Annotated in this window: 23 protein-coding genes; 11 read left to right on the top strand and 12 right to left on the bottom strand. The window is 72.6% G+C overall.

Annotated features, from left to right (window positions below; all coding sequences use genetic code 11):
- Positions 1–168 precede the first annotated feature (168 nt).
- The 7 genes from HEP81_RS17435 to HEP81_RS17405 all read right to left on the bottom strand — a co-directional run bounded on the left by HEP81_RS17435 (position 169) and on the right by HEP81_RS17405 (position 6,679).
- The gene (locus tag HEP81_RS17435; RefSeq protein ID WP_051850454.1) at positions 169–576 is read right to left on the bottom strand and encodes a MerR family transcriptional regulator; all 408 of its coding nucleotides are present in this window, start codon (positions 574–576) and stop codon (positions 169–171) included.
- Positions 577–610: 34 nt separating this feature from the next.
- Complete coding sequence (locus tag HEP81_RS17430; RefSeq protein ID WP_078967571.1) at positions 611–1,894, bottom strand: MFS transporter; 1,284 nt, start codon at positions 1,892–1,894, stop codon at positions 611–613.
- Between the two features lie 310 nt (positions 1,895–2,204).
- A complete protein-coding gene (gene cseC / locus HEP81_RS17425; RefSeq protein WP_037660315.1) occupies positions 2,205–3,563 on the bottom strand; it encodes a two-component system sensor histidine kinase CseC in 1,359 nt (452 codons plus the stop codon).
- Between the two features lie 10 nt (positions 3,564–3,573).
- Complete coding sequence (gene cseB / locus HEP81_RS17420) at positions 3,574–4,278, bottom strand: two-component system response regulator CseB (RefSeq protein ID WP_037660313.1); 705 nt, start codon at positions 4,276–4,278, stop codon at positions 3,574–3,576.
- Between the two features lie 51 nt (positions 4,279–4,329).
- A complete protein-coding gene (locus tag HEP81_RS17415) occupies positions 4,330–4,995 on the bottom strand; it encodes a hypothetical protein (RefSeq protein WP_220511611.1) in 666 nt (221 codons plus the stop codon).
- Positions 4,983–5,522: a SigE family RNA polymerase sigma factor gene (locus HEP81_RS17410; RefSeq protein ID WP_037660309.1), complete on the bottom strand. Its 540-nt coding sequence runs from the start codon at positions 5,520–5,522 to the stop codon at positions 4,983–4,985. Before HEP81_RS17410 ends, HEP81_RS17415 begins: the two co-directional genes overlap by 13 nt.
- A gap of 281 nt (positions 5,523–5,803) precedes the next feature.
- Positions 5,804–6,679 (bottom strand): HhH-GPD family protein, encoded by an 876-nt coding sequence (locus tag HEP81_RS17405; protein WP_037660308.1) that lies wholly within the window; start codon positions 6,677–6,679, stop codon positions 5,804–5,806.
- A gap of 179 nt (positions 6,680–6,858) precedes the next feature.
- Between HEP81_RS17405 and HEP81_RS17400 the strand changes: the two genes are divergently transcribed.
- Positions 6,859–7,695 carry a hypothetical protein gene (locus tag HEP81_RS17400; protein WP_190276002.1) on the top strand — a complete coding sequence of 279 codons (837 nt, stop codon included), beginning with the start codon at positions 6,859–6,861 and terminating at the stop codon, positions 7,693–7,695.
- A gap of 48 nt (positions 7,696–7,743) precedes the next feature.
- On the opposite strand, the gene disA is transcribed toward HEP81_RS17400, so the two are convergent.
- Positions 7,744–8,868 carry a DNA integrity scanning diadenylate cyclase DisA gene (gene disA, locus HEP81_RS17395; protein ID WP_037660305.1) on the bottom strand — a complete coding sequence of 375 codons (1,125 nt, stop codon included), beginning with the start codon at positions 8,866–8,868 and terminating at the stop codon, positions 7,744–7,746.
- Positions 8,869–8,948: 80 nt separating this feature from the next.
- On the bottom strand, positions 8,949–10,358 hold the full coding sequence (gene radA / locus HEP81_RS17390; protein WP_037660303.1) for a DNA repair protein RadA: 1,410 nt from the start codon (positions 10,356–10,358) through the stop codon (positions 8,949–8,951).
- A 324-nt stretch (positions 10,359–10,682) separates the two neighbouring features.
- On the opposite strand from radA, the gene HEP81_RS17385 reads away from it, so the two are divergent.
- Positions 10,683–12,362 carry a BACON domain-containing protein gene (locus HEP81_RS17385; protein WP_338058746.1) on the top strand — a complete coding sequence of 560 codons (1,680 nt, stop codon included), beginning with the start codon at positions 10,683–10,685 and terminating at the stop codon, positions 12,360–12,362.
- Positions 12,363–12,934: 572 nt separating this feature from the next.
- On the opposite strand, the gene HEP81_RS17380 is transcribed toward HEP81_RS17385, so the two are convergent.
- Positions 12,935–13,774: a DUF3109 family protein gene (locus tag HEP81_RS17380; RefSeq protein WP_037664357.1), complete on the bottom strand. Its 840-nt coding sequence runs from the start codon at positions 13,772–13,774 to the stop codon at positions 12,935–12,937.
- Positions 13,775–13,845: 71 nt separating this feature from the next.
- Here HEP81_RS17380 and HEP81_RS17375 point away from each other — a divergent pair, with 71 nt between their 5' ends.
- From HEP81_RS17375 to ilvD, 4 genes are all read left to right on the top strand, one after another.
- Positions 13,846–14,778 carry a Ppx/GppA family phosphatase gene (locus HEP81_RS17375; RefSeq protein WP_037664356.1) on the top strand — a complete coding sequence of 311 codons (933 nt, stop codon included), beginning with the start codon at positions 13,846–13,848 and terminating at the stop codon, positions 14,776–14,778.
- A gap of 84 nt (positions 14,779–14,862) precedes the next feature.
- The gene (locus HEP81_RS17370) at positions 14,863–15,675 is read left to right on the top strand and encodes a sugar phosphate isomerase/epimerase family protein (protein ID WP_037664354.1); all 813 of its coding nucleotides are present in this window, start codon (positions 14,863–14,865) and stop codon (positions 15,673–15,675) included.
- Positions 15,672–16,307, top strand: coding sequence for a TetR/AcrR family transcriptional regulator (locus HEP81_RS17365; protein WP_037664351.1), 636 nt, complete (start codon positions 15,672–15,674; stop codon positions 16,305–16,307). Before HEP81_RS17370 ends, HEP81_RS17365 begins: the two co-directional genes overlap by 4 nt.
- Before the next feature lie 179 nt (positions 16,308–16,486).
- Positions 16,487–18,340 (top strand): dihydroxy-acid dehydratase, encoded by a 1,854-nt coding sequence (gene ilvD / locus HEP81_RS17360; protein ID WP_037664350.1) that lies wholly within the window; start codon positions 16,487–16,489, stop codon positions 18,338–18,340.
- Between the two features lie 72 nt (positions 18,341–18,412).
- Here ilvD and HEP81_RS17355 read toward each other — a convergent pair whose 3' ends face one another.
- Positions 18,413–20,527, bottom strand: coding sequence for a serine/threonine-protein kinase (locus HEP81_RS17355; RefSeq protein ID WP_037664349.1), 2,115 nt, complete (start codon positions 20,525–20,527; stop codon positions 18,413–18,415).
- A gap of 145 nt (positions 20,528–20,672) precedes the next feature.
- Here HEP81_RS17355 and HEP81_RS17350 point away from each other — a divergent pair, with 145 nt between their 5' ends.
- The 5 genes from HEP81_RS17350 to HEP81_RS17330 all read left to right on the top strand — a co-directional run bounded on the left by HEP81_RS17350 (position 20,673) and on the right by HEP81_RS17330 (position 24,108).
- The gene (locus HEP81_RS17350; RefSeq protein ID WP_037664348.1) at positions 20,673–20,927 is read left to right on the top strand and encodes an SH3 domain-containing protein; all 255 of its coding nucleotides are present in this window, start codon (positions 20,673–20,675) and stop codon (positions 20,925–20,927) included.
- A 110-nt stretch (positions 20,928–21,037) separates the two neighbouring features.
- The gene (locus tag HEP81_RS17345) at positions 21,038–21,544 is read left to right on the top strand and encodes a hypothetical protein (protein ID WP_037664347.1); all 507 of its coding nucleotides are present in this window, start codon (positions 21,038–21,040) and stop codon (positions 21,542–21,544) included.
- Between the two features lie 158 nt (positions 21,545–21,702).
- Positions 21,703–22,473 (top strand): class I SAM-dependent methyltransferase, encoded by a 771-nt coding sequence (locus tag HEP81_RS17340; RefSeq protein ID WP_037664345.1) that lies wholly within the window; start codon positions 21,703–21,705, stop codon positions 22,471–22,473.
- Between the two features lie 61 nt (positions 22,474–22,534).
- On the top strand, positions 22,535–23,338 hold the full coding sequence (locus HEP81_RS17335) for an ABC transporter ATP-binding protein (RefSeq protein WP_106980125.1): 804 nt from the start codon (positions 22,535–22,537) through the stop codon (positions 23,336–23,338).
- A complete protein-coding gene (locus tag HEP81_RS17330; RefSeq protein ID WP_037664340.1) occupies positions 23,335–24,108 on the top strand; it encodes an ABC transporter permease in 774 nt (257 codons plus the stop codon). The genes HEP81_RS17335 and HEP81_RS17330 overlap by 4 nt, the downstream gene beginning before the upstream one ends.
- 154 nt (positions 24,109–24,262) lie before the next feature.
- Here HEP81_RS17330 and HEP81_RS17325 read toward each other — a convergent pair whose 3' ends face one another.
- Complete coding sequence (locus tag HEP81_RS17325) at positions 24,263–26,161, bottom strand: lamin tail domain-containing protein (protein ID WP_243279444.1); 1,899 nt, start codon at positions 26,159–26,161, stop codon at positions 24,263–24,265.
- Between the last annotated feature and the right edge of the window lie 64 nt (positions 26,162–26,225).

The following is a 26,225-nucleotide window of genomic DNA, read 5'->3' as shown; positions in this document are numbered from 1 at the left end:
GGCCCCGGTACGACGAAGGCCCCCGGCGGGTGCCCGCCCCGGGGGCCTTCGTCGTACCGGGGGTTCCTGGCGGGCTTCCGGTACGTCATCGACCGCCGGCCGTCGTGGGCTGGTCGCGCAGTTCCCCCCGCCCCCTCGGGGCGCGATCCTTCCGTACGTCCGCTTCGGTCAGGCCGCCGGACGCTGGGCGCCGGACCTGCCCGCGGACGGGCAGGTCCCCCTGCGCAGTTCGCCGAGCCGGTCGAGCAACTGGTTCCGCACGCGCGTGAGATCGCCGATGCGCTGCTGGATCACCGCCAGCCGCTGCTCGAAGACGGCGATCTTGGCGCGGGGGTCCGCGCAGTCATGGTCGCTCAGCAACTCGTCGCGCAGACAGCCGTCGATGAGCAGCAGGTCCTCCGTGGTGAGCCCGGCGGCCAGGAGCAGCCGGATGTTCTCCACGATCCGGACGGCCTCCGACCCGTACGTGCGGTAGCCGTTGGAGGTGCGCTCGGGATGCAGCAGTCCGTGCTCGTCGTAGTACCGCAGCGCGCGAGTGGTCGTACCGGTGGTGTGCGCGAGCTCCCCGATGCGCATGTGCCGCTCTCCTCTGGCCATGGGTGACGAACGTTCAGTGGGTGCTCCGGGACGCCTGCTCCCCGGCGACCGGCGCGGGCGCGGAAGGCGTGGGCACGGAGTGTACGGCCGGCTCCCGCGCCGCTGTGCCGCGGCGTTCCCCTCTCACCTCGCCGACGGCGAGCAGCAGGGCGGCCAGCGCGACCAGCGAGCCCACCACGGGCAGCCAGCGCAGCCCGGCGCCCTCGGCGATGACCCGGCCGCCGAGCCAGCCGCCCAGCGCCGTACCGAGGTTGAACGCGGAGCTCTGCACGGTCAGTGCCAGGGTGCGGGCCTGCCGCGAATCCACATTGAGCAGCCGTGTGTTCACGGCCGGGATCACCGCGTAGTACGCGGCACCGAAAAGGAACAGGAACGCCACCGCCACCACCTTGACGCCGGTCGACGCGCCCAGGAGCAGCAGGGACACGGCAAGTGCCGCGACGGAGAGGGCGATCGCACCGAGCACCGAGCGGTCGGTCAGCCGGCCGCCGATGAGGTTGCCCACCGTGCCGCCGATGCCGAACAGCAAGAGCAGCACGGTGACCGTCGATTCGCCGAAGCCGACGGTGTCGGTGAGCAGCGGGGTGACGTACGTGTACGCGGTGAAGGAGGCGGCGGCGGCGAGCGCGGTGATGCCGGTGACGACCTGCACCCGGCGATCGCCGAGAACCCGCAACTCCCTGAGCCGGCCCTGGTCCTCGGCTTCGGAGATGCCCGGGGTGTCGGGCGCGAGGGCCGCGACCGGCACGGTGGCCGCGAGGGTGAGCGCGGCGATCGCCCAGAACGTGGCGTGCCAGCTCAGCCACTGGCCGAGGGCGGTGCCGATGGGCAGTCCGGCGATCATCGCCAGACTGAAGCCGAGGGAGACCCGGGCTACCGCCATGCCGCGCTTGTCCGGCGGCACGACGTCCGCCGCGATGCCGAAGAACAGCGGCATCAGGGCCGAGTGGGCCAGCGCGGCGACGATCCGGCCGGTGGCCAGCAGCCAGAACGACGGTGCCACGGCGGATATGACGTTGCCGAGGACATAGGTGAGCATCAGGGCGATCAGCAGCCGTCGTCGCCGGGCGCGTCCTGTGGTCAAGGCCAGGACGGGGCCGCCGATGACGACGGTCAGGGCGAAGGAGCTGACCAGCAGCCCGGCCGTGGACAGGGAGACCCCAGCGTCGTCGGCGATCTCCGGCAGCAGTCCCGCGATCATGATCTCGCCGGTGCCGAGGGTGAACGCGCACAGGGTCAGGACGGTCAGCGCCCAGCCGCTACCTCGCTCGGCGGAAGGATTCTGTGGTGTGTGCATGGGGGGCAGCATCAACCTTGACGTCGGGGTGAAGGTCAAGTGGGCGACGGAGGCGGTCTTGATCTGCCGGCGGGTGAACTCCTCCGGTGGTACGCCGACTTGTGCTTGGCGCGCATGTTGGGATCCGTCTGCGTGGGGCTGACCGTGCCCACGTAGCGGGTGGCGCGCAGCCAGGCGCGGCATGCAATAAAGACGGCGGGCAAGAGGTGGTACGACGCCTGCCGAAGACGTGGCTTCTGGTCCGGGGGAACCCATTGATGCGTCCAGGGAAAAAGTCGCCGGCGGGATCCGGTCGCCGGGGACGGCACTCTCAGCCCGCTCCCCCCGACAGCGGCAGCATCGGATAGCTCCCCGTGTTCGTCGGTGCGTGCTCGGGCAGCCACAGGACCGCCACCGCGCCCTCCGCCGGGAGTTCCGGGGGGAGGCCGGCGGGGCGGATGTTGCGGAAGGTGAGGCGGGCGCCGAGCACGCGGGCCTGGCCGGCGGCGATGGTCAGGCCGAGGCCGTGGCCCTGTCCCGCGCGGTCCGTGCTGCCGGTGCGGAAACGGCTCGGGCCCTCCGCGAGGAGCGCCTCGGGGAAGCCGGGACCGTGGTCGCGGACCCGGATCACCCGGCCCTCGACGCTCACCTCGATCGGCGGCCGCCCGTGCCGCGCGGCATTGGCGAGCAGGTTGAACAGCACGCGTTCCAGGCGGCGCGGGTCGGTCGTCACCTCCGACTCGTGCACGACCCGTACGACGATGTCCGGATCCTTCGCCGCCACCCGCCGCGCGACGAACTCGCCCAGCAGGATGTCCTGGAGCTCGGCCCGCTCCGAGGCGCTGTCCAGGCGGGCCACCTCCAGCACGTCCTCCACCAGCGTGCGCATCGCCTTGGCCCGGTCCAGCACCAGCTCGGTGGGCCGGCCCGGCGGCAGCAGCTCGGCGGCCGTCAGCAGTCCGGTCACCGGGGTGCGCAGCTCGTGCGCGATGTCCGCGGTGACCCGCCGCTCGGCCTCCAGGCGCTGCCGCAGCGCGTCCGCCATCGCGTCCACCGCCCGCGCGAGATCGTCGGTCTCGTCCCGTACGACCCCGCCGATGGACTCCCGCACCCGTACCTCGGTCTCGCCCCGCGCGACCTGGTGCGCCGCGGCCGCGGCCTTGCGCAGCCGGCCGGACAGCTGCCCGCCGATCAGCACACCGAGCGCGCTGCCGCCGAGGACGACCGCGATGGACCCGATGACCAGGGCCTGGTCCAGGTCCTTCATCACATCCATGGAACGGTCCGGGAAGTGGCTGTGCAGCGACAGCACATGCCCGTCCTTGGCCGGTACCGCCGCCCAGATGTCCGGCGGACCCGAGCCCCGGTCGGAGACATCGCTCGCCCGGCGCCCGGCCATCACCTTCTCGCGCAAGGCCGGCGGCATTTCCGGATCGTCGATCTTTATGTTCGGGAAGTTCGTCCGCCCGGACAACTCGTAGTTGCGCTGTGCCAGTTGGACCCGGTCATTGGCCAGGTCGCGCGCGTTGTCCAGCATCGAGACCCGGGCCGCGTCGTGCACGACCAGGCTCAACGCGATCGCCACGAGACCGGCGACCAGCGCGATCGCCGCACTGAGCTTCCACCGGATCCCGGTGTGCAGGCCCACGCGCTCCATGCGCCGGACCGGATGGCGCCAAAACCCCCGCATACCGCTCCGTTCAGGCCTTCAGCTTGTAGCCGAAGCCGCGGACCGTCTCGATCCGGTCCTGGCCGATCTTCTGCCGCAGCCGCTGCACATGGACGTCGACCACACGGGTGTCCCCGCCCCAGCCGTAGTCCCACACGCGCTCCAGGAGCTTGTCACGGGAGAGCACGGTCCCGGGCGCCGAGGAGAACTCCAGCAGCAGCCGCATCTCGGTCGGGGTGAGCGCCACCGGCCGGCCGTCCCGCAGCACCTCCATGCCGTCGGTGTCGATCCGCAGATCGCCGAAGGTCAGCGTGCCGCCCTGCACCGCGGACTCGGGCTCCTCCGGGTGCGCGGAGTGGCCGGCGTGCCCGAAGCGGCGCAGGACCGCCCGGATCCGGGCGACCAGTACGGCGCCGTCGAACGGCTTGGTCACATAGTCGTCCGCGCCGGCCTCCAGGCCGAGGACGACGTCGATGGAGTCGGCGCGCGCCGACAGCATGATCACCGGCACCGTCGACTCGTCCCGGATCCGGCGGCACAGGCTGACCCCGTCGAGACCCGGCACCATCACATCGAGCAGGGCGATGTCGGGGCGGTTCGCCCGGAACGCCGCAAGGCCCGAGAGCCCGTCGGGCATGGCGGTGACCGCGAAGCCGTCCCGCTCCAGGGCGAGCTGTGTGGCCTCGCGGATGACGTCGTCGTCCTCGACGAACAGAACGTGGGTCTGGTCTGCCATCCCGGTGCTCTCTGTCCTTACGAAGTGCTGGTGGTCCGGTCGAAGGGCGGTTCAGCTGTCCGGCACCGGCGTCGGGACCTGCCCGGCCGACTTGCTGTACTCGTTGCGCACGCTCTTGCCCGGCGTGAACCGTCCCGCCTTCCAGCTGTACGGCGTCACGATCTCACCGGACGGGCTGGAGATGGGATCGCCCTTCTCGTAATACTGCCTGGTCACCGACAGCCGGCCCTGGTCGATCTCGGCGTAGACCGGCGATTCCTCGGTCCGGAACACGTTCTTGAAGGTGCCGGAATCGTCCCGGTACACATACGAGCCGATCCCGACCGCGTCCGCGCATGTCAGCACGTTGATCACGACGTCGTCCACCGGGGACCCGGTCAGATCACCGTAGGAGATGTCCACGGGGTACTCGTTGCCGCTGCACGGCTTCAGCTCCCGTTTGACGGTGGCGGACACCGCCGGATCCTGCTTGAGCAGCTGCACGGCGTCCACCTTCCGGTACTTGTCCGGATCGTTCGGCGAGGGTGACGGCGAGGCCACGGCGCCGGCCCCGGCCACCGCCGAGGCGTGGGCCGGGCCCTCGTCCCGGGCCCCCAGGCCGCCCGTGCCGCACGCACCGACGAAAAGGGCGAGGGCGGTGACCGAGGCCACCGCCGCGATCACCGCCAGCCAACTCCCACGGGCCGAGTCCGGCCCGGGCCCTGTCAGGCCGCGCAACGCTCCCGCTCCTCACGCTCCAGCGCCCGTGCGTCCAGGTCGCGGGCCTCCAGCTCCTCGCGGAGCCGGGCGAGCGCCCGGTGCAGCGTGCTCTTGACCGTACCGGCCGACATGCCCAGGGCCGCGGCCGTCTCCTCGGTCGACATCTGCTCCCAGTGTCGCAGCACCACGACACTGCGCTGCTTGGGCGCGAGAACTTTCAGGATGTCCATCAGCAGGGCCCGGTCGGCGTGCTGCTCGGTGGAGTCCTCCACACAGGCGTCCGGCAGCTGCTCGGTGGGGACCTCCTCCAGCTTGCGGGCCCGCCACCACTCGGTCCGGGTGTTGATCATGACCCGGCGCAGATAGGCGTCCGCGAGCCGCTTGTCGGCGATGCCGTCCCAGCGGCCGTACGTCCGCACCAGCGCGGTCTGGAGCAGGTCCTGCGCGTCCACGGGGTCCGGCACCAGCCGGCGCGCACTGCGCAGCAGCGCGTCCTGTCGTGTGCGGACGTACTCCTCGAATGCGAGCACCTCGCCCTGCGCCATGTTCAACCGCCTCCGTTCCCCGTGTGCTTCGGCCCCCGCCGAAGTCCCGCTGTCCTGCCGGCCCGTGGTCTGTCGGGCACGGAAATGAAAGTAGGCAGTCGTTGTCACGAGGCTGTGCGGACCAGCCTTCGGCTAGCAATCGGCTATCCGTCGGTTGTGTAACGGCCGTAGGAACGGGATAAAGAGTGTGGTGCTTATGTCCAGTTATGGGGCCTTTATTGTGCTCTGATTGAGCGAGGCGGCCCGTAACAGTGCGGGCGGCGCTGTGATCTGACTGTGCATCAGGTCAGGGGCAACCGGTACAGACCGCCGGGCAGCGGCTCCACCAGTCCGTCGGTCACCAGCCCGTCCAGCGCGCGGGCCCGCTGCACCGGCTCGTGCCACACCCGGTCCAGCCGCGCCTGCGGCACCGGGGTGTGCGCCTCCCGCAGCACGGCGAGCAGCTTGCCGCGCACCTGCCGGTCCGTACCGGCGTACGTCTGCCCGCGCCGCGGCGGTCCCTGGTGCTCCGGCTTGCCCGCCTGCCGCCAGGCGCACTGCGCGGCGATCGGGCAGCGCGTGCACCCCTCGTTCTTCGCGGTGCACACCAGCGCGCCCAGCTCCATGGAGGCGGCGGCCCAGCGCGCGGCCGTCCGCTCGTCCTCAGGCAGCAGCTCCCGGGCCAGGCGCCGCTCGGCCGCGGTCGTCGCGTTCGGTGGGTACTGCACCCCCGTCACCGCGCGCGCCAGCACCCGTCGCACATTCGTGTCCAGCACCGGGTGCCGCTGCCCGTAGGCGAACGAGGCCACGGCGGCGGCCGTGTACTCCCCGATGCCGGGCAGCGCGAGCAGTTGCGCGTGTTCCGTCGGTACGTCACCGCCGTGCCGTTCCGTTATGGCGACCGCGGCGCCGTGCAGCCGCAGCGCGCGGCGCGGATAGCCGAGCCGGCCCCAGGCGCGCACCGCCTCGCCGGGCGCCTCCTTCGCCAGGTCGGCGGGGCGCGGCCAGCGGGCCAGCCACTGCTCGTAGACGGGCAGCACCCGGTTGACCGGGGTCTGCTGAAGCATGAACTCGCTGACCATCACGCCCCACGCGCCCGCCTCCGGGCGGCGCCAGGGGAGGTCGCGGGCATGGGCGTCGAACCAGGCGATCACGGGGGCGTGGATTTTCTCGGTCATGGCCTTCCGATCCTGCCACGCCGCGTGGGGTGGCGTGGGTGACGAGGCCGTCACCCAGCGTGCCGGTAAGTGAAGAACCGTGCCTGCGGGGGCAGTTACCGGGATGATGATCCGGAAAAGTTGGTGCGTGGACGGCGGGTGGGACAAGGCCGCGCGCCGAACTCTCGTAGAGTTCAGGCGTGGGATCTCTGCGCAATCCGGTCGGGCCGCTTCCCTCCTCCATCTACTGGCGCAGGAGGGCCGTACTGCTGTCGGTGGTCGCCGTCTCGGCACTGCTGATCGCCTGGATCGTCACGACGGGAGGCGGGGGCGGCGGGAAGAAGGGCACCGGCGCGTCCGGCGGCAAGAACCCCACGAACACCATCACGCCGGGACCGTCCGGCTCGGGCCCCGCGTACAGCCAACACCCGGGCGGGCGGGACGAGTCGGGCGGGTCGGACGCGGGCTCCGGGTCCGGCGGTTCGGCGGGGTCGGCCGGGTCGGGTTCCGGTGACGGCGGTGGCGACGGAAACGGCGGCTCGGGCGCGGGCGGTGCCGCGGGCTCCGGCGGCGGGTCCGCCGCGGGCGGCGGGGCGGTCGCCGCGGGCGACGCGCTGTCCGGCTCCTCCACGCTGGCGAACTGCACGTCCGGCGCGGTGTCGTTGGGCCTGCGCAGCCTGCACAACTCCTACTCGCCGGACCAGACACCGGCCTTTGAACTCACCGCGAAGAACACCTCGTCCGCCGACTGCAAGATCGATCTCGGCCCGAAGAACACGGTGTTGACGATCACCCCGGCCGACGGCGACAACGCCTTCTGGTCCTCCGCCGACTGCCCCAAGGGCGCGGGCGACCTGCTCTTCCGGGTTCCGGCCGGCAAGACCATCACCTACACGGTCACCTGGGACCGCCGCCCCAGCGCCGCCCACTGCGCGACCCCGTCCGGCGGCACCGCCAAGACCGGGACGTACCTGCTGGAGGCGAAGACACCGGGGTACGGGAAGCTCCAGGCGTCGTTCGTGCTGTCGGCGGACTAGTACTTCTCGGACCTGCCGGGTACTTCTCGGACCTGCCGGGCCCGAAGATCAGACGTACCGCTCCAGGATCGAGGACTCGGCCAGCCGCGAGAGTCCCTCCCGCACGCTGCGCGCCCGCGCCTCGCCCACGCCGTCCACCGTCTGGAGGTCGTCCACACTCGCGGCCAGCAGCTTCTGCAGCCCGCCGAAGTGCTCCACCAGCCGGTCGATGATCGCCCCCGGCAGCCGCGGCACCTTGGCCAGCAGCCGGAAGCCCCGCGGGGACACCGCGGAGTCCAGGGTCTCGGGCGACCCGGTGTAGCCCAGCGCCCGCGCCACGGTGCCGACCTCGATCAGCTCGGCCTGGGTGAGCGCGTTCAGCTCGGACAGGGCCTCCTCCACCGTGCGGGAGCGCTTGGCCGTCGGCTCGGGCACATAGTCCCGTACGACCAGCTCCCGGTCCGGCTCGACCCCCGCGATCAGCTCCTCCAGCTGGAGCGCGAGCAGCCGGCCGTCGGTGCCCAGTTCCACCACGTACTCGGCGATCTCGGTGGCGATCCGGCGCACCATCTCCAGACGCTGCGCGACGGCGGACACGTCCCGCACCGTCACCAGGTCCTCGATCTCCAGCGCCGACAGGGTGCCCGCCACCTCGTCCAGGCGGAGCTTGTACCGCTCCAGGGTGGCCAGCGCCTGGTTCGCACGGGAGAGGATCGCCGCCGAGTCCTCCAGGACACGGCGCTGGCCGTCGACGTAGAGCGCGATCAGCCGCATCGACTGGGACACGGAGACGACGGGGAAGCCGACCTGCTTGCTGACCCGGTCCGCCGTCCGGTGCCGGGTGCCGGTCTCCTCGGTGGGGATGGTCGGGTCCGGGACCAGCTGCACGCCCGCGCGAAGGATCTTCGAGAGGTCCGAGGAGAGCACGATGCCGCCGTCCAGCTTGCACAGCTCCCGCAGCCGGGTCGCGGCGAACTCCACGTCCAGCACGAAACCGCCCGTGCACATCGCCTCGACGGTCTTGTCGGAGCCGAGCACGATCAGCCCGCCGGTGTTGCCGCGCAGGATGCGCTCCAGGCCGTCCCGCATGGCCGTACCGGGTGCCACGGCGCTCAGGGCGGCGCGCATCAGGCCATCGGAACCGGCACTCCCACCGGACTTTCCGGGAGCTGCTGCCCGGTCGTTGGCTGCCACTGCACTCCTCCGGTCGGGGGTTCGCCTGCGCGCCCGTGCCCGCACTCGGTTCGTACGGACGGGCGAGACCTGGGCAAAGTCTACCGGCGCTCCTCCGGCTCCCGTGGGGCCTCTCGGCGACGGGAGCGGGGCAGGACCCGCAGCGCATCCCCCATGTCCGCGACTTCCAGCACCTTCATCCCCGGCGGGGTCTTCCCCGGATCGCCCGGGACCAGCGCATGCGTGAAGCCGAGCCGGTGGGCCTCGGCGAGCCTGCGCTGCACGCCCGTGACCCGTCTCACCTCGCCGGCGAGACCCACCTCGCCGATGGCCACCAGGTTCTTCGGCAGCGGGGTGTCGCTCGCGGCGGAGGCCAGCGCCAGGGCGATGGCCAGGTCGGCGGCGGGCTCGGACAGCTTCACGCCGCCGACCGTGGCCGAGTAGATGTCCCGCTTGCCGAGCGCGCTGATCCGGCCGCGCTGTTCGAGCACGGCCAGCATCATCGACACCCGGGAGGTCTCCAGGCCCGACGTGGTGCGCCGGGGGGAGGGGATCTGGGAGTCCACGGTCAGCGCCTGCACCTCGGCCACCAGCGGGCGGCGGCCCTCCAGGGTCACGGTCAGACAGGTGCCCGGCACCGGTTCGTCGCGCCGGGTCAGGAAGAGGCCGCTGGGGTCGGCCAGGCCGATGATCCCCTCGTCGTGCAGCTCGAAGCAGCCGACCTCGTCCGTCGCGCCGTACCGGTTCTTCACGCCGCGGACCAGGCGGAGCCGGGCGTGCCGGTCGCCCTCGAAGTGCAGCACCACGTCCACCAGGTGCTCCAGCAGGCGCGGGCCCGCGATCGCGCCGTCCTTGGTGACATGGCCGACCAGCAGCGTGGACATGCCGCGCTCCTTGGAGGCCCGGATCAGCGCCCCGGCCACCTCACGGACCTGGGCCATGCCGCCGGGCGCGCCGTCGATCTCCGGGGAGGCGACCGTCTGCACCGAGTCCAGGATCAGCAGGGAGGGCTTGACCTCGTCCAGATGCCCGAGGACGGCGGAGAGGTCGGTCTCGGCGGCCAGATACAGCTGGTCGTGCAGCGCGTTGATGCGGTCGGCGCGCAGCCGCACCTGGCTCGCCGACTCCTCGCCGGTGACATAGAGGGTGCGGTGCTCCTCGCTCGCCGCCTTGGCCGCCACGTCCAGCAGCAGGGTGGACTTGCCGACGCCGGGCTCGCCCGCCAGCAGCACCACCGCGCCCGGTACGAGCCCGCCGCCGAGCACCCGGTCCAGCTCCGGCACTCCGGTGGAGCGGGCGGTGGCCTGCCGGCCGTCGACCTGGCCGATGGGCAGCGCGGAGGTGACGACCCGGCCGGGCGCCGTGGTGCGGACCGCGGGCGCGCCGTACTCCTCGACGGTGCCCCACGCCTGGCACTCGGGGCAGCGGCCGAGCCACTTGGCCGTCTGCCAGCCGCACTCGGTGCAGCGGTAGGACGGACGGTCCTTGGTGGTCTTGGTACGGGCAGCCATGCGGAAACCGTAGCCCGCGGCACTGACAACGGGACCGGGGGCCGCCAAGTGGGTGGACGGGCTTCGGCCGGCGGCCCGCGGAATCCGGCCCCGGAGCAAAGGGTTCCTGTCCCCTTATGAGGGATCGTTTCACCCGTACGGATTAAAAGTGCTCAAGGCTCCAGAAGGGGCGCTCCGCCGACGCCTACGGTCGCACGGGTGATGAGCAGCAGCCCGGAGACCACCACCCGCACCACCGGCGCGCACCGGGCGCACGGCGTGGCGCGCGAAGCACGAGAGGCGCGCGAGGGGCGTGAACCGCGCGAGGGTGTGCGGAGGCCTGGTGTGTCTGAGTCACATGAAGCGTGTGAGGCGCATGACGCGCGGGATGCGCGGGATGCGCGAGACGCCCGTGAGGCGCGGGACCGTGCCGCCGCGCGGACCATCGCCCGGCGGGAGTCGACGCGCTACGAGTCGTATCTGGACGGCCTGTTCACCTACTGCCTGTCCATCCTGTGCGACCACGACACGGCCACCGCCGCGCTCGGCGACGCCCTCGCCCTGGCCGAGCGGCGGGCCCACCGCGGGCCGGGGACCGACGGGGAGCGCAGGGCCTGGCTGTACGCGCTGGCCCGGTGGGCGTGTCTGCGCAAGCTGGCCGAGGCGAAGCAGAAACGTCAGGCCACCCATGCGGCGGGCCGTACCGGCAGAGCCGCGGCGAAGAGCGGGAGGGGCGGCAGGGGAATGGACCCCGAGGCGCCCGGCCCGGCCCTCCCCCCGGAGGTCCAGGAGCGCCGGCACCGCGAACTGACCCTGCTCGCCTGGCCGGAGGCGGCCGGAACCACGCCCGAGCAGCGCGAGGCCCTGGAGCTCGCCGTCCGCCACCGTCTGACCGCCCCCGAGGTCGCCGCCGTCCTCGGCGTGGCACCGGCCGCCGCCCGCGATCTGCTCGCCACGGCCGCCTGCGAGGTCGAGCGGACCCGGGCCGCGCTCGCCGTGGTGGAGTCCGGCGGCTGCCCGAGCGTCGCCCATCTCACCGGCGACAGCAGGCTGATCCTCAGCACCGCGCTCCGCCGTGAGCTGGTACGGCATGTCGACGACTGCCCGCGCTGCCGGCGCAGCGCCGAACGCGCGGCCCCCGGCCGCTGGCCCGGCACCACGGTCACCCCCGCCGAGCTGCCCGTCCTGGAGGCGCCCCGCGCGGCCCTCGTCCCGCGCTCCCGGGCGAAGGTCGCGGACGCGCCCCGCTTCGACCGGCGGGGCTTCCCGATGGACCCCAGGGACCGCGCGGCCCGCCGCGACCGGCTGCGGTCCCGCGCGGTGACGACGACGGTGGTGGCGACGGTGGTGGCGGCGCCGGTGCTGGCCCTGTGGGCGGCGTACCGGGGCGCGCCGACGGGGGAGCCGGACGCCCACCCCGGCACCGCGCGCGAGGCGCGGGGCCCGGACGCGATCGGCGGGAACGGCACGGGCGGGGGGTACGAGAACGCGGGCAGCGCGAGCGTGAAGCCGGGCGCGGGGAAGGACGGCAAGCCGGATGTCTCGGTGGAGGTGATGAGCGTCGCGCCCGGTACGGCGGACGGTTCGACCGGGAGTCTGTCGGTGACGGCGGCGAACGACGGCGACACCACGCTGATCACGCTGACCGCGACGGGTACAGAGCCGGTCCGCTGGTCCGCCGTGACCGGCTCCGCGTGGCTGTATCTGAGCCAGTCCTCGGGCACGCTGGCCTCCGGCGAGAGCGTGACGCTGAAGGCGTACGTCGACCACCTCCACGAACCCCGGGGCGCCTGGCGGGCCCGGATCTCCATCGCCCCCGCCGGCGCGGTGGTCACCATCACCGGCTCCGGCCCCCTCCCCACCCCGCCCCCACCACCGACTCCGACCCCGACCTCCCCCTCCACCTCCCCTCCCCCCACCCCACCGACCCCTTCCCCCACCCCGACCGACCCCCCGCCCTCCACATCCCCCACCCCGACACCGTCCGGGACGACCACCGAGACACCGACTCCGTCGGGGAGCTAGGACGCCGCGACGGGGTCCTGTTCGCCGCCTACGGTGAGGGCGCGCGGGGGACTTCGGTGGGCGGTCGCCGTGCTGGGGTGAGAGTTCGGGACCCGCTGTTGGGTAGGGCGGGCGGGGGAGCGAGGGGTGAGGGGGCCGGTTTTTGATGGCGTTCCGGCTGAACGGGAGCCCCACCGGGGGAGCCCGTCAGCTGGCTGAGTTGTCGGACGGGCGGTCAGAGGGTCCTTGGCCGCCGTGTTCCGGCCGGGGTGCCCTCTCGGTCGGCTCGCCGAGTCGGTCTGTTCGCCGTGTTCCGGTTATCAGCCCGTCGAGGCGGCTGGGCGGAGCGGGGAAGCCCATGCCGGACCGCTCACTCGGCGTGGGGTTCCGGCTGGGAGCAGTGTGCCCGTGAACCCATCAGCCGACCGAGTCGGGTGGGTGGCTGGGAGAGGGCGGGGCCCGCACGCCGCTCGGCTGTTCAGCTCGGGGCAGTGTGCGGGGGCACCCATCAGCCGACCGAGTCGGGTGGGTGGGTGGGAAAAGGGGTGGCCCGGACCCGCCCGGCTGTGCAGCCCGGCGGGGAGACGGCGGCGTCAGGGGGTCGGGTCCGCCGGGTGGGGGGCCAGCAGGGGGAGCGCGGCGGAGAGGCGCTCCTCGCAGAGCTCGGCCAGCCGGTCGTAGCCCTCCTTGCCCATCAGCTCCGTCAGCTCCGCGCGGTAGGACACGTACACCGGCTCCCCCGCACCGTGCGCCGACGTGGCCGACGTGCACCACCAGTGCAGATCGTGGCCGCCCGGTCCCCAGCCCCTGCGGTCGTACTCACCGATGGAGATCTGGAGCACCCGTGTGTCGTCGGGCCGGTCGATCCACTCGTACGTCCGCCGGACCGGCAGCTGCCAGCACACGTCCGGCTTGGTCTCCAGCGGCTCCCGGCCCTCCTTCAGCGCGAGGATGTGCAGCGAGCACCCCGCGCCGCCCGCGAACCCGGGCCGGTTCTGGAAGATGCAGGACCCCTGGAAGGGCCGCGTCTGCCGGGACCCCTCCTCGTCCTCCGAGACCCAGCCGTCCTTCGTGCCCTCGGCGTGGTGCTGCCAGATCTCCGGCGTGAGCCGCGCCACATGCCCGGCGACCCGCTTCTCGTCGTCCTCGTCGGAGAAGTGCGCCCCCAACGTGCAGCACCCATCGTCCGCGCGCCCTGCCTTGATGCCCTGGCAGCCGCTGCCGAAGATGCAGCTCCAGCGCGAGGTCAGCCACGTCAGATCGCAGCGGAAGACCTGTTCGTCGTCCGCCGGGTCCGGAAACTCCACCCACGCGCGCGCGAAGTCGAGCCCCTTCTCGTCGCTCACCTTCGACCCCTTGGCAACTTTGGCGGTCTTGCCGGCCTTGTCCGTCTTACCGGCTTTCGCGGACTTCGCCTTTTTCGTCTTTGGCACCCGTCCAGGGTAAGTGCCCCGCCCCCGGTCCGGGGACCGTGGAGCCGCGTTCTGGCAGTAGCGTTCCGTATATGAGACTCGGTGTCCTGGACGTGGGTTCGAACACGGTGCATCTGCTGGTGGTGGACGCCCACCCCGGCGCGCGGCCGCTGCCCGCGCATTCGCACAAGGCCGACCTTCGGCTCGCCCAACTCCTCGACGACAGCGGTGCCATCGGCGACGACGGCATCGAGAAGCTCGTCGACGTCGTACGGGACGCGCTCCAGGCCGCCGAGGACAAGGGCGTCGAGGACCTGCTCCCCTTCGCGACCTCCGCCGTCCGCGAGGCCGGCAACGCCGACGAGGTCCTCGCCCGCGTCGCCGAGGAGACCGGCGTACGGCTCCAGGTGCTCTCCGGCGCCGAGGAGGCCCGCCTCACCTTCCTCGCCGTACGCCGCTGGTTCGGCTGGTCCGCCGGGAAGCTGCTGGTCCTGGACATCGGCGGCGGCTCCCTGGAGATCGCCTTCGGCATCGACGAGGAACCGGACGCCGCCGCCTCCCTCCCGCTCGGCGCCGGCCGCCTCACCGCCGGCTGGCTGCCGGGCGATCCGCCCGCCCCGGACGACGTACGCGCCCTGCGCCGCCATGTCCGCGCGGAGATCGCCCGTACGGTCGGCGAGTTCGCCCGCTTCGGCGCCCCCGACCATGTCGTCGCCACCTCCAAGACCTTCAAGCAGCTGGCCCGCATCGCCGGCGCCGCCCGCAGCGCCGACGGCCTCTACGTCCAGCGCGAGCTCAAACGCGAATCCCTGGAGGCATGGGTCCCCCGCCTGTCCGGCATGACCACCGACCAGCGCGCCGAACTGCCGGGCGTCTCCGACGGCAGGGCGGGCCAGCTCCTGGCGGGCGCCCTGGTGGCGGAGGGCGCGATGGACCTCTTCGGGGTGGAGAGCCTGGAGATATGCCCCTGGGCGCTGCGCGAGGGCGTGATCCTGCGGCGACTCGATCACATGGGCTCCGCTTGAGCACTCCCGAGGGGCCCGATGGCCTGGCTCACACCGGCGAGCAGCACCCGACACGCGGACCTTCCCACCCCTTAAGGTGTCGGCGTGGCTGAACCAAGGGACGTTCCCGTAGCGCTGTCGACGGCCTCCGTATACCCGGAGTCCACGGCGACGGCCTTCGAGATCGCCGCGCGCCTCGGCTACGACGGCGTCGAGGTCATGGTCTGGACCGACCCCGTCAGCCAGGACATCGACGCGCTGCGCCGCCTCTCGGACCACCACGGCATCCCGATCCTCGCCGTGCACGCCCCGTGCCTGCTGATCACGCAGCGCGTCTGGTCCACCGACCCGTGGACCAAGCTGCGCCGCGCCCGGGCCGCCGCCGAGAAGCTGGGCGCCTCCACCGTCGTCGTGCACCCGCCGTTCCGCTGGCAGCGCCAGTACGCCCGGGACTTCGTCGCCGGCGTCTGGCGGATGGCGGACGAGACGGACGTACGGTTCGCGGTCGAGAACATGTACCCCTGGCGCTACCGCGACCGCGAGATGCTCGCCTACGCCCCCGCCTGGGACGTCACCCAGGACGACTACCGGCACTTCACGATCGATCTCAGCCATACGTCGACGGCCCGTACCGACGCCCTGGAGATGCTCGGCCGCATGGGCGACCGGCTCGGCCATGTCCACCTCGCCGACGGGCGCGGCTCGGCCAAGGACGAGCACCTGGTGCCGGGGCGCGGCGACCAGCCCTGCGCCGAGCTGCTGGAGCACCTGGCCGTCTCCGGTTTCGGCGGCCACGTCGTCATCGAGGTCAACACCCGGCGGGCGATGTCCGGCGCCGAGCGCGAGGCCGACCTCGCCGAGGCCCTCGCCTTCACCCGCAAGCACCTGGCCGCCGCCGTCCGCCTCCCGCGACGATGACCGACCCCACCGCGTCCGCCGAGCCGCCCTTCGGGCCCCCCGCCCGCCGCCGCGGCCGCCCCTCGCGCGCCGAGTCCGCCGGCACCCGGGACCGCATCCTCACCGCGGCCCGCGAGGAGTTCTCCGCGCACGGGTACGACAAGACCTCCGTACGCCAGATCGCCAAGGCGGCCGGCGTGGACTCCGCGCTGGTCCACCACTACTTCGGCACCAAGGAACAGGTCTTCGCGGCGGCCGTGGAGGTCGCCTTCGCCCCCGCCCTCGCCGCCCCCGACACCCTCGCCGAGGGCCCGGCGGACGGCGTGGGGGAGCGGCTGGCCCGCTTCGTTCTCGGCGTCTGGGAGAACCCCACCACCCGCGCCCCGCTGCTCGCGATCCTGCGCTCGGCCGTCACCAACGAGACCGCCGCCGCCGTCTTCCGCCGCCTGGTCGCCGCCCAGCTGGTGCGCCGGGTCGCGGCCCGGCTGGACCTGCCGGACGCCGAGCTGCGCGCCGAGCTGGCCGCCGCGCAGCTGGTGGGTACGGCCCTGATGCGCTACGTCCTCAAGCTGGAACCGCTCGCCTCGGCGGACGTGGAGGAGATCATCGCGCGCGTGTCACCCGTCGTGCAGAAGCACCTCACACAGCCCTGAAGGCGGCACCACACAGCCCTGAAGGCAGCAGCACACAGCCCTGAAGGCAGCCCCGGCCACGGGCGCAGGGCGGCCCCGATGAAATGCCCGTCCCGCATTCCGGACAAGCGTGTCCATTCCTTGGAGCGTCGGCGTAGGCTCGGAGAAAGCCAGAACTGTTCATCGAGGAGCGAGCGACGATGCCCGAGCTGAGGTCCCGCACAGTCACCCACGGCCGCAACATGGCGGGCGCCCGCGCCCTTATGCGTGCCTCCGGTGTACCCGGCGCGGACATCGGCCGTAAGCCGATCATCGCGGTCGCCAACTCGTTCACCGAGTTCGTGCCGGGCCACACCCACCTCCAGCCGGTCGGCCGGATCGTCAGCGAGGCGATCACCGAGGCGGGCGGCATCCCGCGCGAGTTCAACACCATCGCGGTGGACGACGGCATCGCCATGGGCCACGGCGGCATGCTCTACTCGCTGCCCTCCCGCGACCTGATCGCGGACTCCGTGGAGTACATGGTCGAGGCCCACTGCGCCGACGCCCTGGTCTGCATCTCCAACTGCGACAAGATCACCCCGGGCATGCTGATGGCCGCCCTGCGCCTGAACATCCCGACGGTCTTCGTCTCCGGCGGCCCCATGGAGGCCGGCCGCGCCACCCTGGTCGACGGCACCGTGCGCTCCCTCGACCTGATCGACGCCATCGCGGAAGCCGCCAACGACAAGGTCTCCGACGAGGACATCCTGCGCATCGAGGAGAACGCCTGCCCGACCTGCGGCAGCTGTTCCGGCATGTTCACCGCCAACTCGATGAACTGCCTGACCGAGGCCATCGGCCTCTCCCTGCCCGGCAACGGCTCGGTCCTCGCCACCCACACCGCGCGCAAGCAGCTCTACGTCGACGCCGCCCGCACCGTCATGGACGTGACCCGGCGCTACTACGAGCAGGACGACGAGACGGTCCTGCCCCGCAATGTCGCCACCTTCCAGGCCTTCGAGAACGCCATGGCCCTGGACATCGCGATGGGCGGCTCCACCAACACGATCCTGCACCTGCTGGCCGCCGCCCAGGAGGCGGGCGTCGCCTTCGGCCTGGAGGAGATCGACGCCGTCTCGCGCCGCGTCCCCTGCCTCGCCAAGGTCGCGCCGAACGTGGGCAAGAACCGTACGTACTACATGGAGGACGTGCACCGCGCCGGCGGCATCCCCGCCCTCCTCGGCGAACTGCACCGCGCGGGCCTGCTCAACGAGGACGTGCACGCCGTGCACAGCCCATCCCTCGCCGACTGGCTCAAGACCTGGGACGTGCGCGGCGGCTCCCCGTCCCCCGAGGCCGTCGAGCTGTGGCACGCGGCCCCCGGCTGCGTCCGCTCCGCCGAGGCGTTCTCCCAGTCCGAGCGCTGGGAGTCCCTGGACGACGACGCCGAGAGCGGCTGCATCCGCTCCGCCGAGCACGCCTACTCCAAGGACGGCGGCCTCGCGGTGCTGCGCGGCAATCTGGCCGTCGACGGCTGCGTGGTCAAGACGGCCGGCGTGGACGAGTCGATCTGGACCTTCGAGGGCCCGGCCGTGGTCTGCGAGTCCCAGGAGGAGGCCGTCCAGCGGATCCTCACCCATGAGGTCAAGGAGGGCGACGTCGTCGTCATCCGCTACGAGGGCCCCAAGGGCGGCCCCGGCATGCAGGAGATGCTCTACCCGACCTCGTACCTGAAGGGCCGCGGCCTCGGCAAGAGCTGCGCGCTGATCACCGACGGCCGCTTCTCCGGCGGCACCTCGGGCCTCTCCATCGGCCACGCCTCCCCGGAGGCGGCCTCGGGCGGCACCATCGCCCTGGTCGAGGACGGCGACCGGATCCGCATCGACATCCCGAACCGCACCATCGAACTGCTGGTGGACGACGCCGAACTGGCCCGCCGCGAGCAGGCCCTGAACGGCAACTACGCCCCGAAGAACCGCGACCGCAAGATCACCGCCGCGCTGCGCGCCTACGCCGCGATGGCGACGAGCGCGGACAAGGGCGCGGTGCGGGACGTGAGCAAGCTGGGCTGACCGCCGTCCTGCCGTCATGACGAAGGGGCCGCCCCCGCGGGGAGTGGCCCCTTTCGCACGACCGGGAACGTTTCACCAGGCCGACGGGTCCCGCCCGTCGAGCGCGAACACCGATCCGTCGGGAGCGGAGCCGAACACCTGCGGCGCCACGAGCACCGGCGCGGCCCGCAGCGCCGCGATCCGCGCCGTGCCGTCCCCCGGCCGCGCCGGAGTCTGCCCCGCGAGCCGCCCGCCCCGCGCGTCCACGGCGAGCAGCCGCCCGTCACCGGCGGAGAAGTACAGATACCGGTCCCCGGCGACCAGCGCCGACCCCCGGCTCACCGATGTCTCCAGGTGCCACAGCCGCTTCCCGGCCGCGGTGTCCACGGCGTCCAGGCCCCCGTTGACGTCCAGCAGATAGACCACACCCCCGCGCACGACGGCGTGCACGTCCGGCCGGGGCGCGGGCAGCGCCACCCGTCGTACGGCCCGGGTCGCGGCGTCGTAACGGACCACCGCGTCCGTGTCGCCGTAGACCGGGTCGGCGGACACGAGGAACACCGTGCCGTCCGTGGCGCCGACCGGCCGCAGCAGCCCGGTCAGCACGGTGTCCCAGCGCACCGCGCCGCTCTTCGGATCGAACGCGACGAGCCGGGTGCCGCGGCCGTCGGCGGAGGCGGTCGAGGCGTAGGCGGCGGCGCTGCCCGGATATGTGTCGACGCTCGGCCGGCCGGCCCCGGGCAGCCGGTGGCTCCAGCGGGTACGGCCCGACGCGCTGTCCACCGCCGTGACCGTGCCGTCGGCCGCGGTGATCAGCAGCGTCCCGTCCGTGTACTGCGCCCCGGCACCCGTGGGCAGGGCGTGCCGCCAGCGCGTACGGCCCGTGTCCGGATCGAGGGCCACCACGTCCCCCGCCTCGTCCCGCACCTGCACCAGGCCGCCTGACACCGCGGGCGCCGCGCTCCAGCGCGCCCCCGTGAAGGGGTGCCGCCACAGCACCCGGCCGCCGCGCGGATCGAGCGCGTACGCCTGCCCCGCCCCGGCGCACAGCACCTTGCCCGCCCCGAAGGCACACCGGGGCGCGTCGCTCTGCCCGGCGACCGGCGTCGTACGCCACCCCGCGAACCCGACCGCGGCCGTGCGCGGAGCCTTCGCCGCGGGGGCGTCGTCGCCGAGCCACTGCACCCAGGCGAGAGCCCCGCCGACGAGCAGTGCGAGCACCCCGGCCGCGACGGCGACGACGTGACCGGGCCGTACGGCACGCCTCTTCGACGGCGCCTTCCCGGTGCCCTCCGCGACCGCCGCCGCCACGTCCTTGCTCCCGGAACCCTCCGAACTCGCCTTCCGCTGTGCCGGTATGAACGCCTGGGTGTCGTACGACGCCGCCACCGACCGCAGTTGGCGCATCAGCTCGTCCGGCGTCGGCCGCTCGTCCGGGTCCTTGGCGAGACAGCGCTCGATGAGCGGCGCGAGCCCCGCCGGCACCCCCGACAGATCGGGCTCGTCGTGGACGACCTGATAGGCGACGACGTACGGGCTGTCGGAGTCGAACGGCCCCCGCCCGGTCGCCGCGTGCACCAGCACCGAGCCCAGCGCGAAGATGTCCGCGGCCGGACCGACCTCACGCGGCCGGCGGAACTGCTCGGGCGCCATGAACGGCGGCGTGCCGATCAACTTGCCGGTCTCCGTGCGCAGTTCGCTGTCCTTGGGCCGGGAGATGCCGAAGTCGATGACCTTCGGACCGTCCTCGGCGAGCAGCACATTGCTCGGCTTGAGATCCCGGTGCACCACGCCCACACGGTGTATGTCGCGCAGCGCCTCGGCGAGCCCCGCCATCAGCCGCCGCAACTGCCCGGCGTCCAGCGGCCCGTGCTCCTTCACCTGCTCGGACAGGGTCGGGCCGGGGATGTACAGGGTGGCCATCCAGGGGCGGGCGGCCTCCGGGTCGGCGTCCACCACGGGCGCGGTGAAGGCACCGCTGACCCGGCGCGCCGCGGCCACCTCCTGCCGGAACCGGCCCCGGAACTCCCGGTCCCGCGCGAACTCCGCGTGGACGACCTTCACGGCGAGGCGCAGCCCGGACGTACTGCGGGCGAGGTGGACCACCCCCATGCCGCCGGAGCCCAGCCGGGACTCCAGGTGGTAATGCCCGGCATACTCGGGCATATCGGCTTCCGCGCCCGCTCCGGTGCTGCGCTGTGGCGTCATCGACTGGACCGCCCCCCGTGCTCTCGTCCGCGCGCGACGCACGGAGCCTAGTCGATGGCTCGTACGAGACCGAGGCGGCTTGCTAACCTCCGTTCGCATTCGACGATCCCCGCCTTCCGGTGGGGCTTCACGGGGGAGATTCCGCATGTCCGTCCGCTACTACTCCGTCGCCCCGGGCGTCCGCGTCAACGTCCGCAGCGGCCCCGGCACCAGCTACGGCATCACCCGCACCCTCCCCGAGGGCGCCAAGGTCCCGATCTACTGCCAGACCACGGGCACCAGCGTCACCGGCACGTACGGCACCTCGAAAATCTGGGACAACATCAGCGACGGCGAGTTCGTGGCGGACGCGTACGTCCACACGGGCAGCGACGGCTTCGTGGCGGACCGCTGCGGCTGACGCCCCGCCGCCGAATCCGCATCGGTATCCCGTATCCCGTATCCGGGCCCGAGCCCGTGCCCGCCGCACCCGCCCGCGAGTCCTCCGCCCTCCGGCGCCATAATCGTCCCGTGAGCGACGAAACCGGCGCCCCGGGCGCCCCGGAGGAACCCGTGGGCGGGCCGCGGCCCGAGCCCCTGCGCTTTTTCGGCACGTCCTGGGTGCACCACGACGACGGCTACGCGGCCCGCCGCGCCGGTGTCGCCGCAGGGTCCCTCGTCGCCGCGGTCGCCTCCTGCCTGGTGCTGCGCTTCGCCTTCCAGGGCCTCCAGATCGCCGACACCGGCGCATTCGTGACCGTCCTGGTCGTCGCCATGTTCGCGATCTGCACCGCGCTCGCCTTCGGCAACACCCTGGCCGGCTTCGGCAAGCGCCAGGACCCGCAGCGCCAGGCGTCCCTGCGCGGACTGCTCGCCATCGGCTTCGTCGGCACCCTCGCCGCCTACTTCGTCCGCTCCCTCACCGAGGCCCCGGGCGAGAAGCTGCACCGCGAGGAGTACGAGAAGGCCCGCGCCGAACACGCCGCCCGCACCACCCGCCGCTCGGGCAACCCCTCGAAGAAGAAGCGCCGCCGCTAGTGTCCTGAGTCTTTGATCCCTCGCCAGCTACTGCCGACGGATCAAAGACTCAGGACACTAGAGCCTCCCTCCCGGATCCTGCCGGGGACGGGGAAAAGGCCCTGGCACCTCGGGCAAAGCCGCTGCCGTACGCGGCGGCCACCGGCGACCATGGCCGTATGACGACCACGCGACCCGCCGACCCCGCCCGCGCCCACTCCTTCAACGCGGCCGCCGCCCAGTACGCGGCCAACCGCCCCACCTACCCGCCCGCCCTCTTCGACACCATCGAGCAGGCGGCCGACCGGCCCCTGACCGGTGCGCGGGTCGCGGACGTCGGCGCCGGCACCGGCATCTCCACCAGCCTGCTGCACGCCCGCGGCGCGGACGTCCTCGCGGTCGAGCCCGGCGCGGGCATGGCCGCCGAGTTCCGCCGCGGCAATCCGGACATCCCCCTGGTCCGCGGCGACGGCAACGCCCTCCCGCTCGCCGACGCCACCCTCGACCTCCTCACCTACGCCCAGTCCTGGCACTGGACCGACCCCGCCCACTCGGTGCCGGAGGCACTGCGCGTCCTGCGCCCGGGGGGTGCGCTGGCGCTGTGGTGGAACACCAGCGCCCTGGACGTCGAGTGGATCGCGGAGTCGTCCGAGCGGGCGCGCCGCGCCGCCGGCATGGACTCCCGGCAGGCCGACCGCGAGCGGCGCGCGGACGCCGCCGACCCCAGCGGCCGTCTCGACTTCACCCGGCACAAGCTCCGCTGGAGCCGCCGGGTCCCGCTCGACACCCACCTCGCCAACCTCGGCAGCCACTCCCACTTCCTCGTCATGGACGCCCCCGCCCGCGACGCCTTCCTGGCCGAGGAGCGAGCCCACCTCCAGCAGGTCTTCCCCGACGGTGTGGTCGAGGAGACGTACGACGTGCTTCTCCTGGTGGCCGGGAAGCGGTGACGGGACAAGCGCCGCTCGGCCCTTGACGCCCCACCTCATCACGCAGATTATTCATCGCGTGATGAATTATGCGTCGCCGGCCCCGCCCCCACCCGCCGCCATCCATGCCGACCACCTCACCGTCGTCCGCGGCCCCCGCAGTGTCCTGCACGACCTCTCCTTCACCGTCCCGCCCGGCCGGATCACGGGCCTTCTCGGCCCCTCCGGCTGCGGCAAATCGACGCTGATGCGCGCCGTCGCCGGCACCCAGGCCAAGGTCACCGGCACCCTCGACGTCCTCGGCCGCCCGGCCGGCCACCCCGCCCTGCGCACCCGCGTCGGCTACGTCACCCAGGCCCCCTCCGTCTACGCGGACCTGACCGTCCGCCAGAACCTGGCGTACTTCGCGGCCGTCCTCGACCCCGGCCGCGCCGCCGCCGACCGCCGCCGGGCGAACATCACCCGGGCCATCACCGACGTCGACCTCACCACCCACGCGGACGCCCCCGCCGGCTCCCTCTCCGGCGGTCAGCGCAGCCGGGTCTCGCTCGCCGTCGCCCTGCTCGGCACCCCCGAACTCCTGGTCCTGGACGAGCCGACCGTCGGCCTCGACCCGGTACTGCGCCGCGACCTGTGGCAGCTCTTCCACGACCTCGCCGCCACCCGCGGCACCACCCTCCTCGTCTCCTCCCACGTCATGGACGAGGCCGAGCGCTGCGACCGCCTGCTGCTGATGCGCGAGGGCGCGATCCTCGCCGACGACACCCCCGAGGCACTGCGCACCCGCACCGGCACGGAGACGGTCGAGGCCGCCTTCCTGCACCTGGTCGACGCGGCCACCACGGCGGCCCGCACCGAGGCGAACGTCAAGGAGCGCACCCGATGAACCCGACGACGGCCCCCCGGCCCGCGGCCGCCCTCAGCCCCGCCCGCGCCCTCGCCACGGCGACCCGTGTCCTGCGCCAGCTGCGGCACGACCCCCGCACCATCGCGCTGATGATCGCCGTCCCGTGCCTGATGCTGGTCATCCTGCGCTACGTCTTCGACAGCGGCCCGCACACCTTCGACACCCTCGGCGCCTCGCTGCTCGGGATCTTCCCGCTGATCACGATGTTCCTGGTGACCTCCATCGCCACCCTGCGCGAACGCACCTCGGGCACCCTCGAACGCCTCCTCGCGCTCCCCCTCGGCAAGGCCGACCTCATCGCCGGCTACGCGCTGGCCTTCGGCGCCTTCGCCGTCCTCCAGTCGGTGCTCGCCACCGGCCTCTCCGTCTGGCTGCTCGGCCTCGACGTCATGGGCTCCCCGTGGCTGCTCCTGCTCGTCGCCCTCCTGGACGCCCTGCTCGGCACGGCCCTCGGCCTCTTCGTCTCGGCCTTCGCGGCCTCGGAGTTCCAGGCGGTCCAGTTCATGCCGGCCGTGATCTTCCCCCAACTCCTCCTCTGCGGCCTCTTCACCCCCCGCTCCACCATGCACCCCGTCCTCCGCGCCCTCTCGGACGTCCTCCCCATGTCGTACGCCGTGGACGCCATGACGCAGCTCCTCCACCACCGCGACCCGACCGCGGCCTTCGCCCGCGACGCCCTGATCGTGACCGGCTGCGCCCTGCTGGTCCTGACCCTGGGCGCGGCGACGCTACGACGCCGCACGCCCTGACGGATACGGATACGGATACGGGCACGGGTACAGGTACGGGCAGCAGTACTCGGAGTACGACGAAGCTCCCGGCGGTCAGCGGGCGGCCTTGGTCGCCACCCCGTCCGCCGGGAGCCTCAGCGCCGCGGGTAGTTCAGCGGGGGATGCAGCTGATTCAGCAGGGGAAGGTGCCGCTGTAGAGGGCGTGGCCGTACGAGGAGCTTCCGGAGCCGAAGCCGAAGATGCCGTCGTCGGTCCAGACCGCCTCGCGCGAGCCGTTGACGCAGGTCGAGGTGGGCGCGAGGGCGAAGCCCTCCAGGTTGTCGACCGGCATGACGGCCGGGTTCGTGTAGGTCACGTCCGGGACGATCGCGCCTGCGGCGTTGACCTTCAGGAAGGTGTGCGTCTCACCGCAGGCGTTGTCGCAGGTGGCGACGATGCGCTGGGTACCGGCGTCGAAGGCCACGTCCACCACGGAGGCCTTGCCGGTGGAGATCGCGCCGAACGTGGTGAACGTACCGTCGGAGTTCAGACCGTAGGCGTGCAGCGTGCCGTCCCACTCCAGACCGGCGAAGAACAGGCCCGAGCCGTGCAGCGGGTAGTTCGCCGGGTTGTAGGCAGCGCCGGTCAGCGGGTCGACCCAGCCGTTCGCGGTCAGCCAGCTGTCCGGCACATAGGCGACGCCCTCGAAGCCCAGGTTGGCGTCGTCCTTGCTGCCGGTGTCGAGCTGCGGGAACTGCGAGGTCATGTCCCACTGGTGGATCGGCGTGAGCGTCGAGCCGCCGGCCGTCGGGTCGAACTCCATGATCGTGTCCTTGGGGACCGTGTTCTTGGTGTTGTCGCGCTCGGAGGTCACGTAGAGGTGCCCGTTGGCGCCGACCGTCAGACCCTCGGAGTCCGGCTCGCCGGAACCGCCCAGGAAACGGATCTGCTTGCCGGTCGCGCTCCACGAGGCGTCCGGGATCCACTTGCCGTTGCTCTTGACCAGCTTGAACAACCAGTTCTTGTTCTTGGCCGCCCACAGCACCGACGGGTTCGCCGGGTCGAACGCCAGCCCGCTCACATCACGCCCCTCGGGGCCGGTGGACGTGGTGAACGCGCAGACGTTGTCGGCGATCGTGACATCGAGGCCACCCGGCCACGCCGAGGTGCCGGCCGGGGTGGAAGCCGTACCCGTGGGCGCTTCGGGGGTGCAGCCGCTGGTCAGCGAGCCGCCGCCGCCCAGCAGTTGACCGCCGCCGGTGCCGCCACCGCCGCCGCCCGAGCAGGAGTTCGCGCCGCCGAGCGTCGCGGTCGTGGCGGTCCGGAAGTCGCCGGTGCCATTGGCGCAGCGCTCGTCCGACGGCTTGGCGCCACCGGCCGCCCAGGTCACCGAGTCGACGGTGTTTCCGTTGCCGTCGGTGAGGAAGACCGAGTCGTTGTCACCCAGGCCGAGCGTCGAGGCGAACGTCGCGTAGCCGCCGGCCGGGATGCTGGTCGTGCTCGGCGAGGAGGACGAGACCGAGGCCGCGGAGTGGCCGGTGTCGCTGTCCACGTACTTCCACGACCCGATGCTCACCGCGCTCGAACCGCCGTTGTACAGCTCCACGGTGTCCGCGCCGTCCGAGGTGACCTCGTTGATCCGCACCTGGCTCGCGGCCGGGAGCGACGCGGGGCAGCCCGCGGCGTTCGCCGCGCCGAACGTGGGCGCCGCGGTCGTGGTGACCCACGCGCCGGTGCCGTCACCGCCGCACCGCGCCATCGCCGGCTTCGCCATGCCGGTCGCCCACTCGACGCGGTCGACCACCGTGCCACCGGATGTGTAGATCACCAGCTTGTCCGAGTCGCCCAGTCCCTTGGGCGAGTCGAAGGTGACGAAGCCGTGCGCCGGGACGGTACCGGCGGACGGGCTGAACGACTGCGGCGAGAAGCTGTCGTCGGACACCTTCCAGCCACTGATGCTCACCGCGGTCGAACCGGTGTTGTACAGCTCCACCGTGTCGCTGTTCGACGAGGTGACCTCGTTGATCCGAACGTTCTGGTAGCCGGCCGGGTCCGCGGCGGCCGCGGGCTGAGCGGCGACCACCCCTGTCACGAGCAGTCCTGAGAGCGTCAAGGCAGCGGCGCACATGGAGGCGACGCCGGGACGCGAGGGTGAA

Origin of the sequence: Streptomyces griseofuscus (assembly GCF_014673495.1) — a bacterium.
GTDB lineage: Bacteria > Actinomycetota > Actinomycetes > Streptomycetales > Streptomycetaceae > Streptomyces > Streptomyces murinus.
This window is presented reverse-complemented; position numbering and strand designations above follow the sequence as displayed.

Bases quoted from the DNA above. Each gene is read 5' to 3' on its own strand.
- HEP81_RS17410 (WP_037660309.1), bottom strand. From the start codon at position 5,522: ATGGCGCAGGGCGAGGTGCTCGCATTCGAGGAGTACGTCCGCACACGA.
- HEP81_RS17340 (WP_037664345.1), top strand. From the start codon at position 21,703: ATGACGACCACGCGACCCGCCGACCCCGCCCGCGCCCACTCCTTCAAC.
- HEP81_RS17350 (WP_037664348.1), top strand. From the start codon at position 20,673: ATGTCCGTCCGCTACTACTCCGTCGCCCCGGGCGTCCGCGTCAACGTC.
- HEP81_RS17330 (WP_037664340.1), top strand. From the start codon at position 23,335: ATGAACCCGACGACGGCCCCCCGGCCCGCGGCCGCCCTCAGCCCCGCC.
- HEP81_RS17375 (WP_037664356.1), top strand. From the start codon at position 13,846: ATGAGACTCGGTGTCCTGGACGTGGGTTCGAACACGGTGCATCTGCTG.
- cseB (WP_037660313.1), bottom strand. From the start codon at position 4,278: ATGGCAGACCAGACCCACGTTCTGTTCGTCGAGGACGACGACGTCATC.
- HEP81_RS17435 (WP_051850454.1), bottom strand. From the start codon at position 576: ATGCGCATCGGGGAGCTCGCGCACACCACCGGTACGACCACTCGCGCG.
- HEP81_RS17430 (WP_078967571.1), bottom strand. From the start codon at position 1,894: ATGCACACACCACAGAATCCTTCCGCCGAGCGAGGTAGCGGCTGGGCG.
- HEP81_RS17365 (WP_037664351.1), top strand. From the start codon at position 15,672: ATGACCGACCCCACCGCGTCCGCCGAGCCGCCCTTCGGGCCCCCCGCC.
- HEP81_RS17405 (WP_037660308.1), bottom strand. From the start codon at position 6,679: ATGACCGAGAAAATCCACGCCCCCGTGATCGCCTGGTTCGACGCCCAT.
- HEP81_RS17355 (WP_037664349.1), bottom strand. From the start codon at position 20,527: ATGACGCCACAGCGCAGCACCGGAGCGGGCGCGGAAGCCGATATGCCC.
- cseC (WP_037660315.1), bottom strand. From the start codon at position 3,563: ATGCGGGGGTTTTGGCGCCATCCGGTCCGGCGCATGGAGCGCGTGGGC.
- radA (WP_037660303.1), bottom strand. From the start codon at position 10,358: ATGGCTGCCCGTACCAAGACCACCAAGGACCGTCCGTCCTACCGCTGC.
- HEP81_RS17335 (WP_106980125.1), top strand. From the start codon at position 22,535: ATGAATTATGCGTCGCCGGCCCCGCCCCCACCCGCCGCCATCCATGCC.
- ilvD (WP_037664350.1), top strand. From the start codon at position 16,487: ATGCCCGAGCTGAGGTCCCGCACAGTCACCCACGGCCGCAACATGGCG.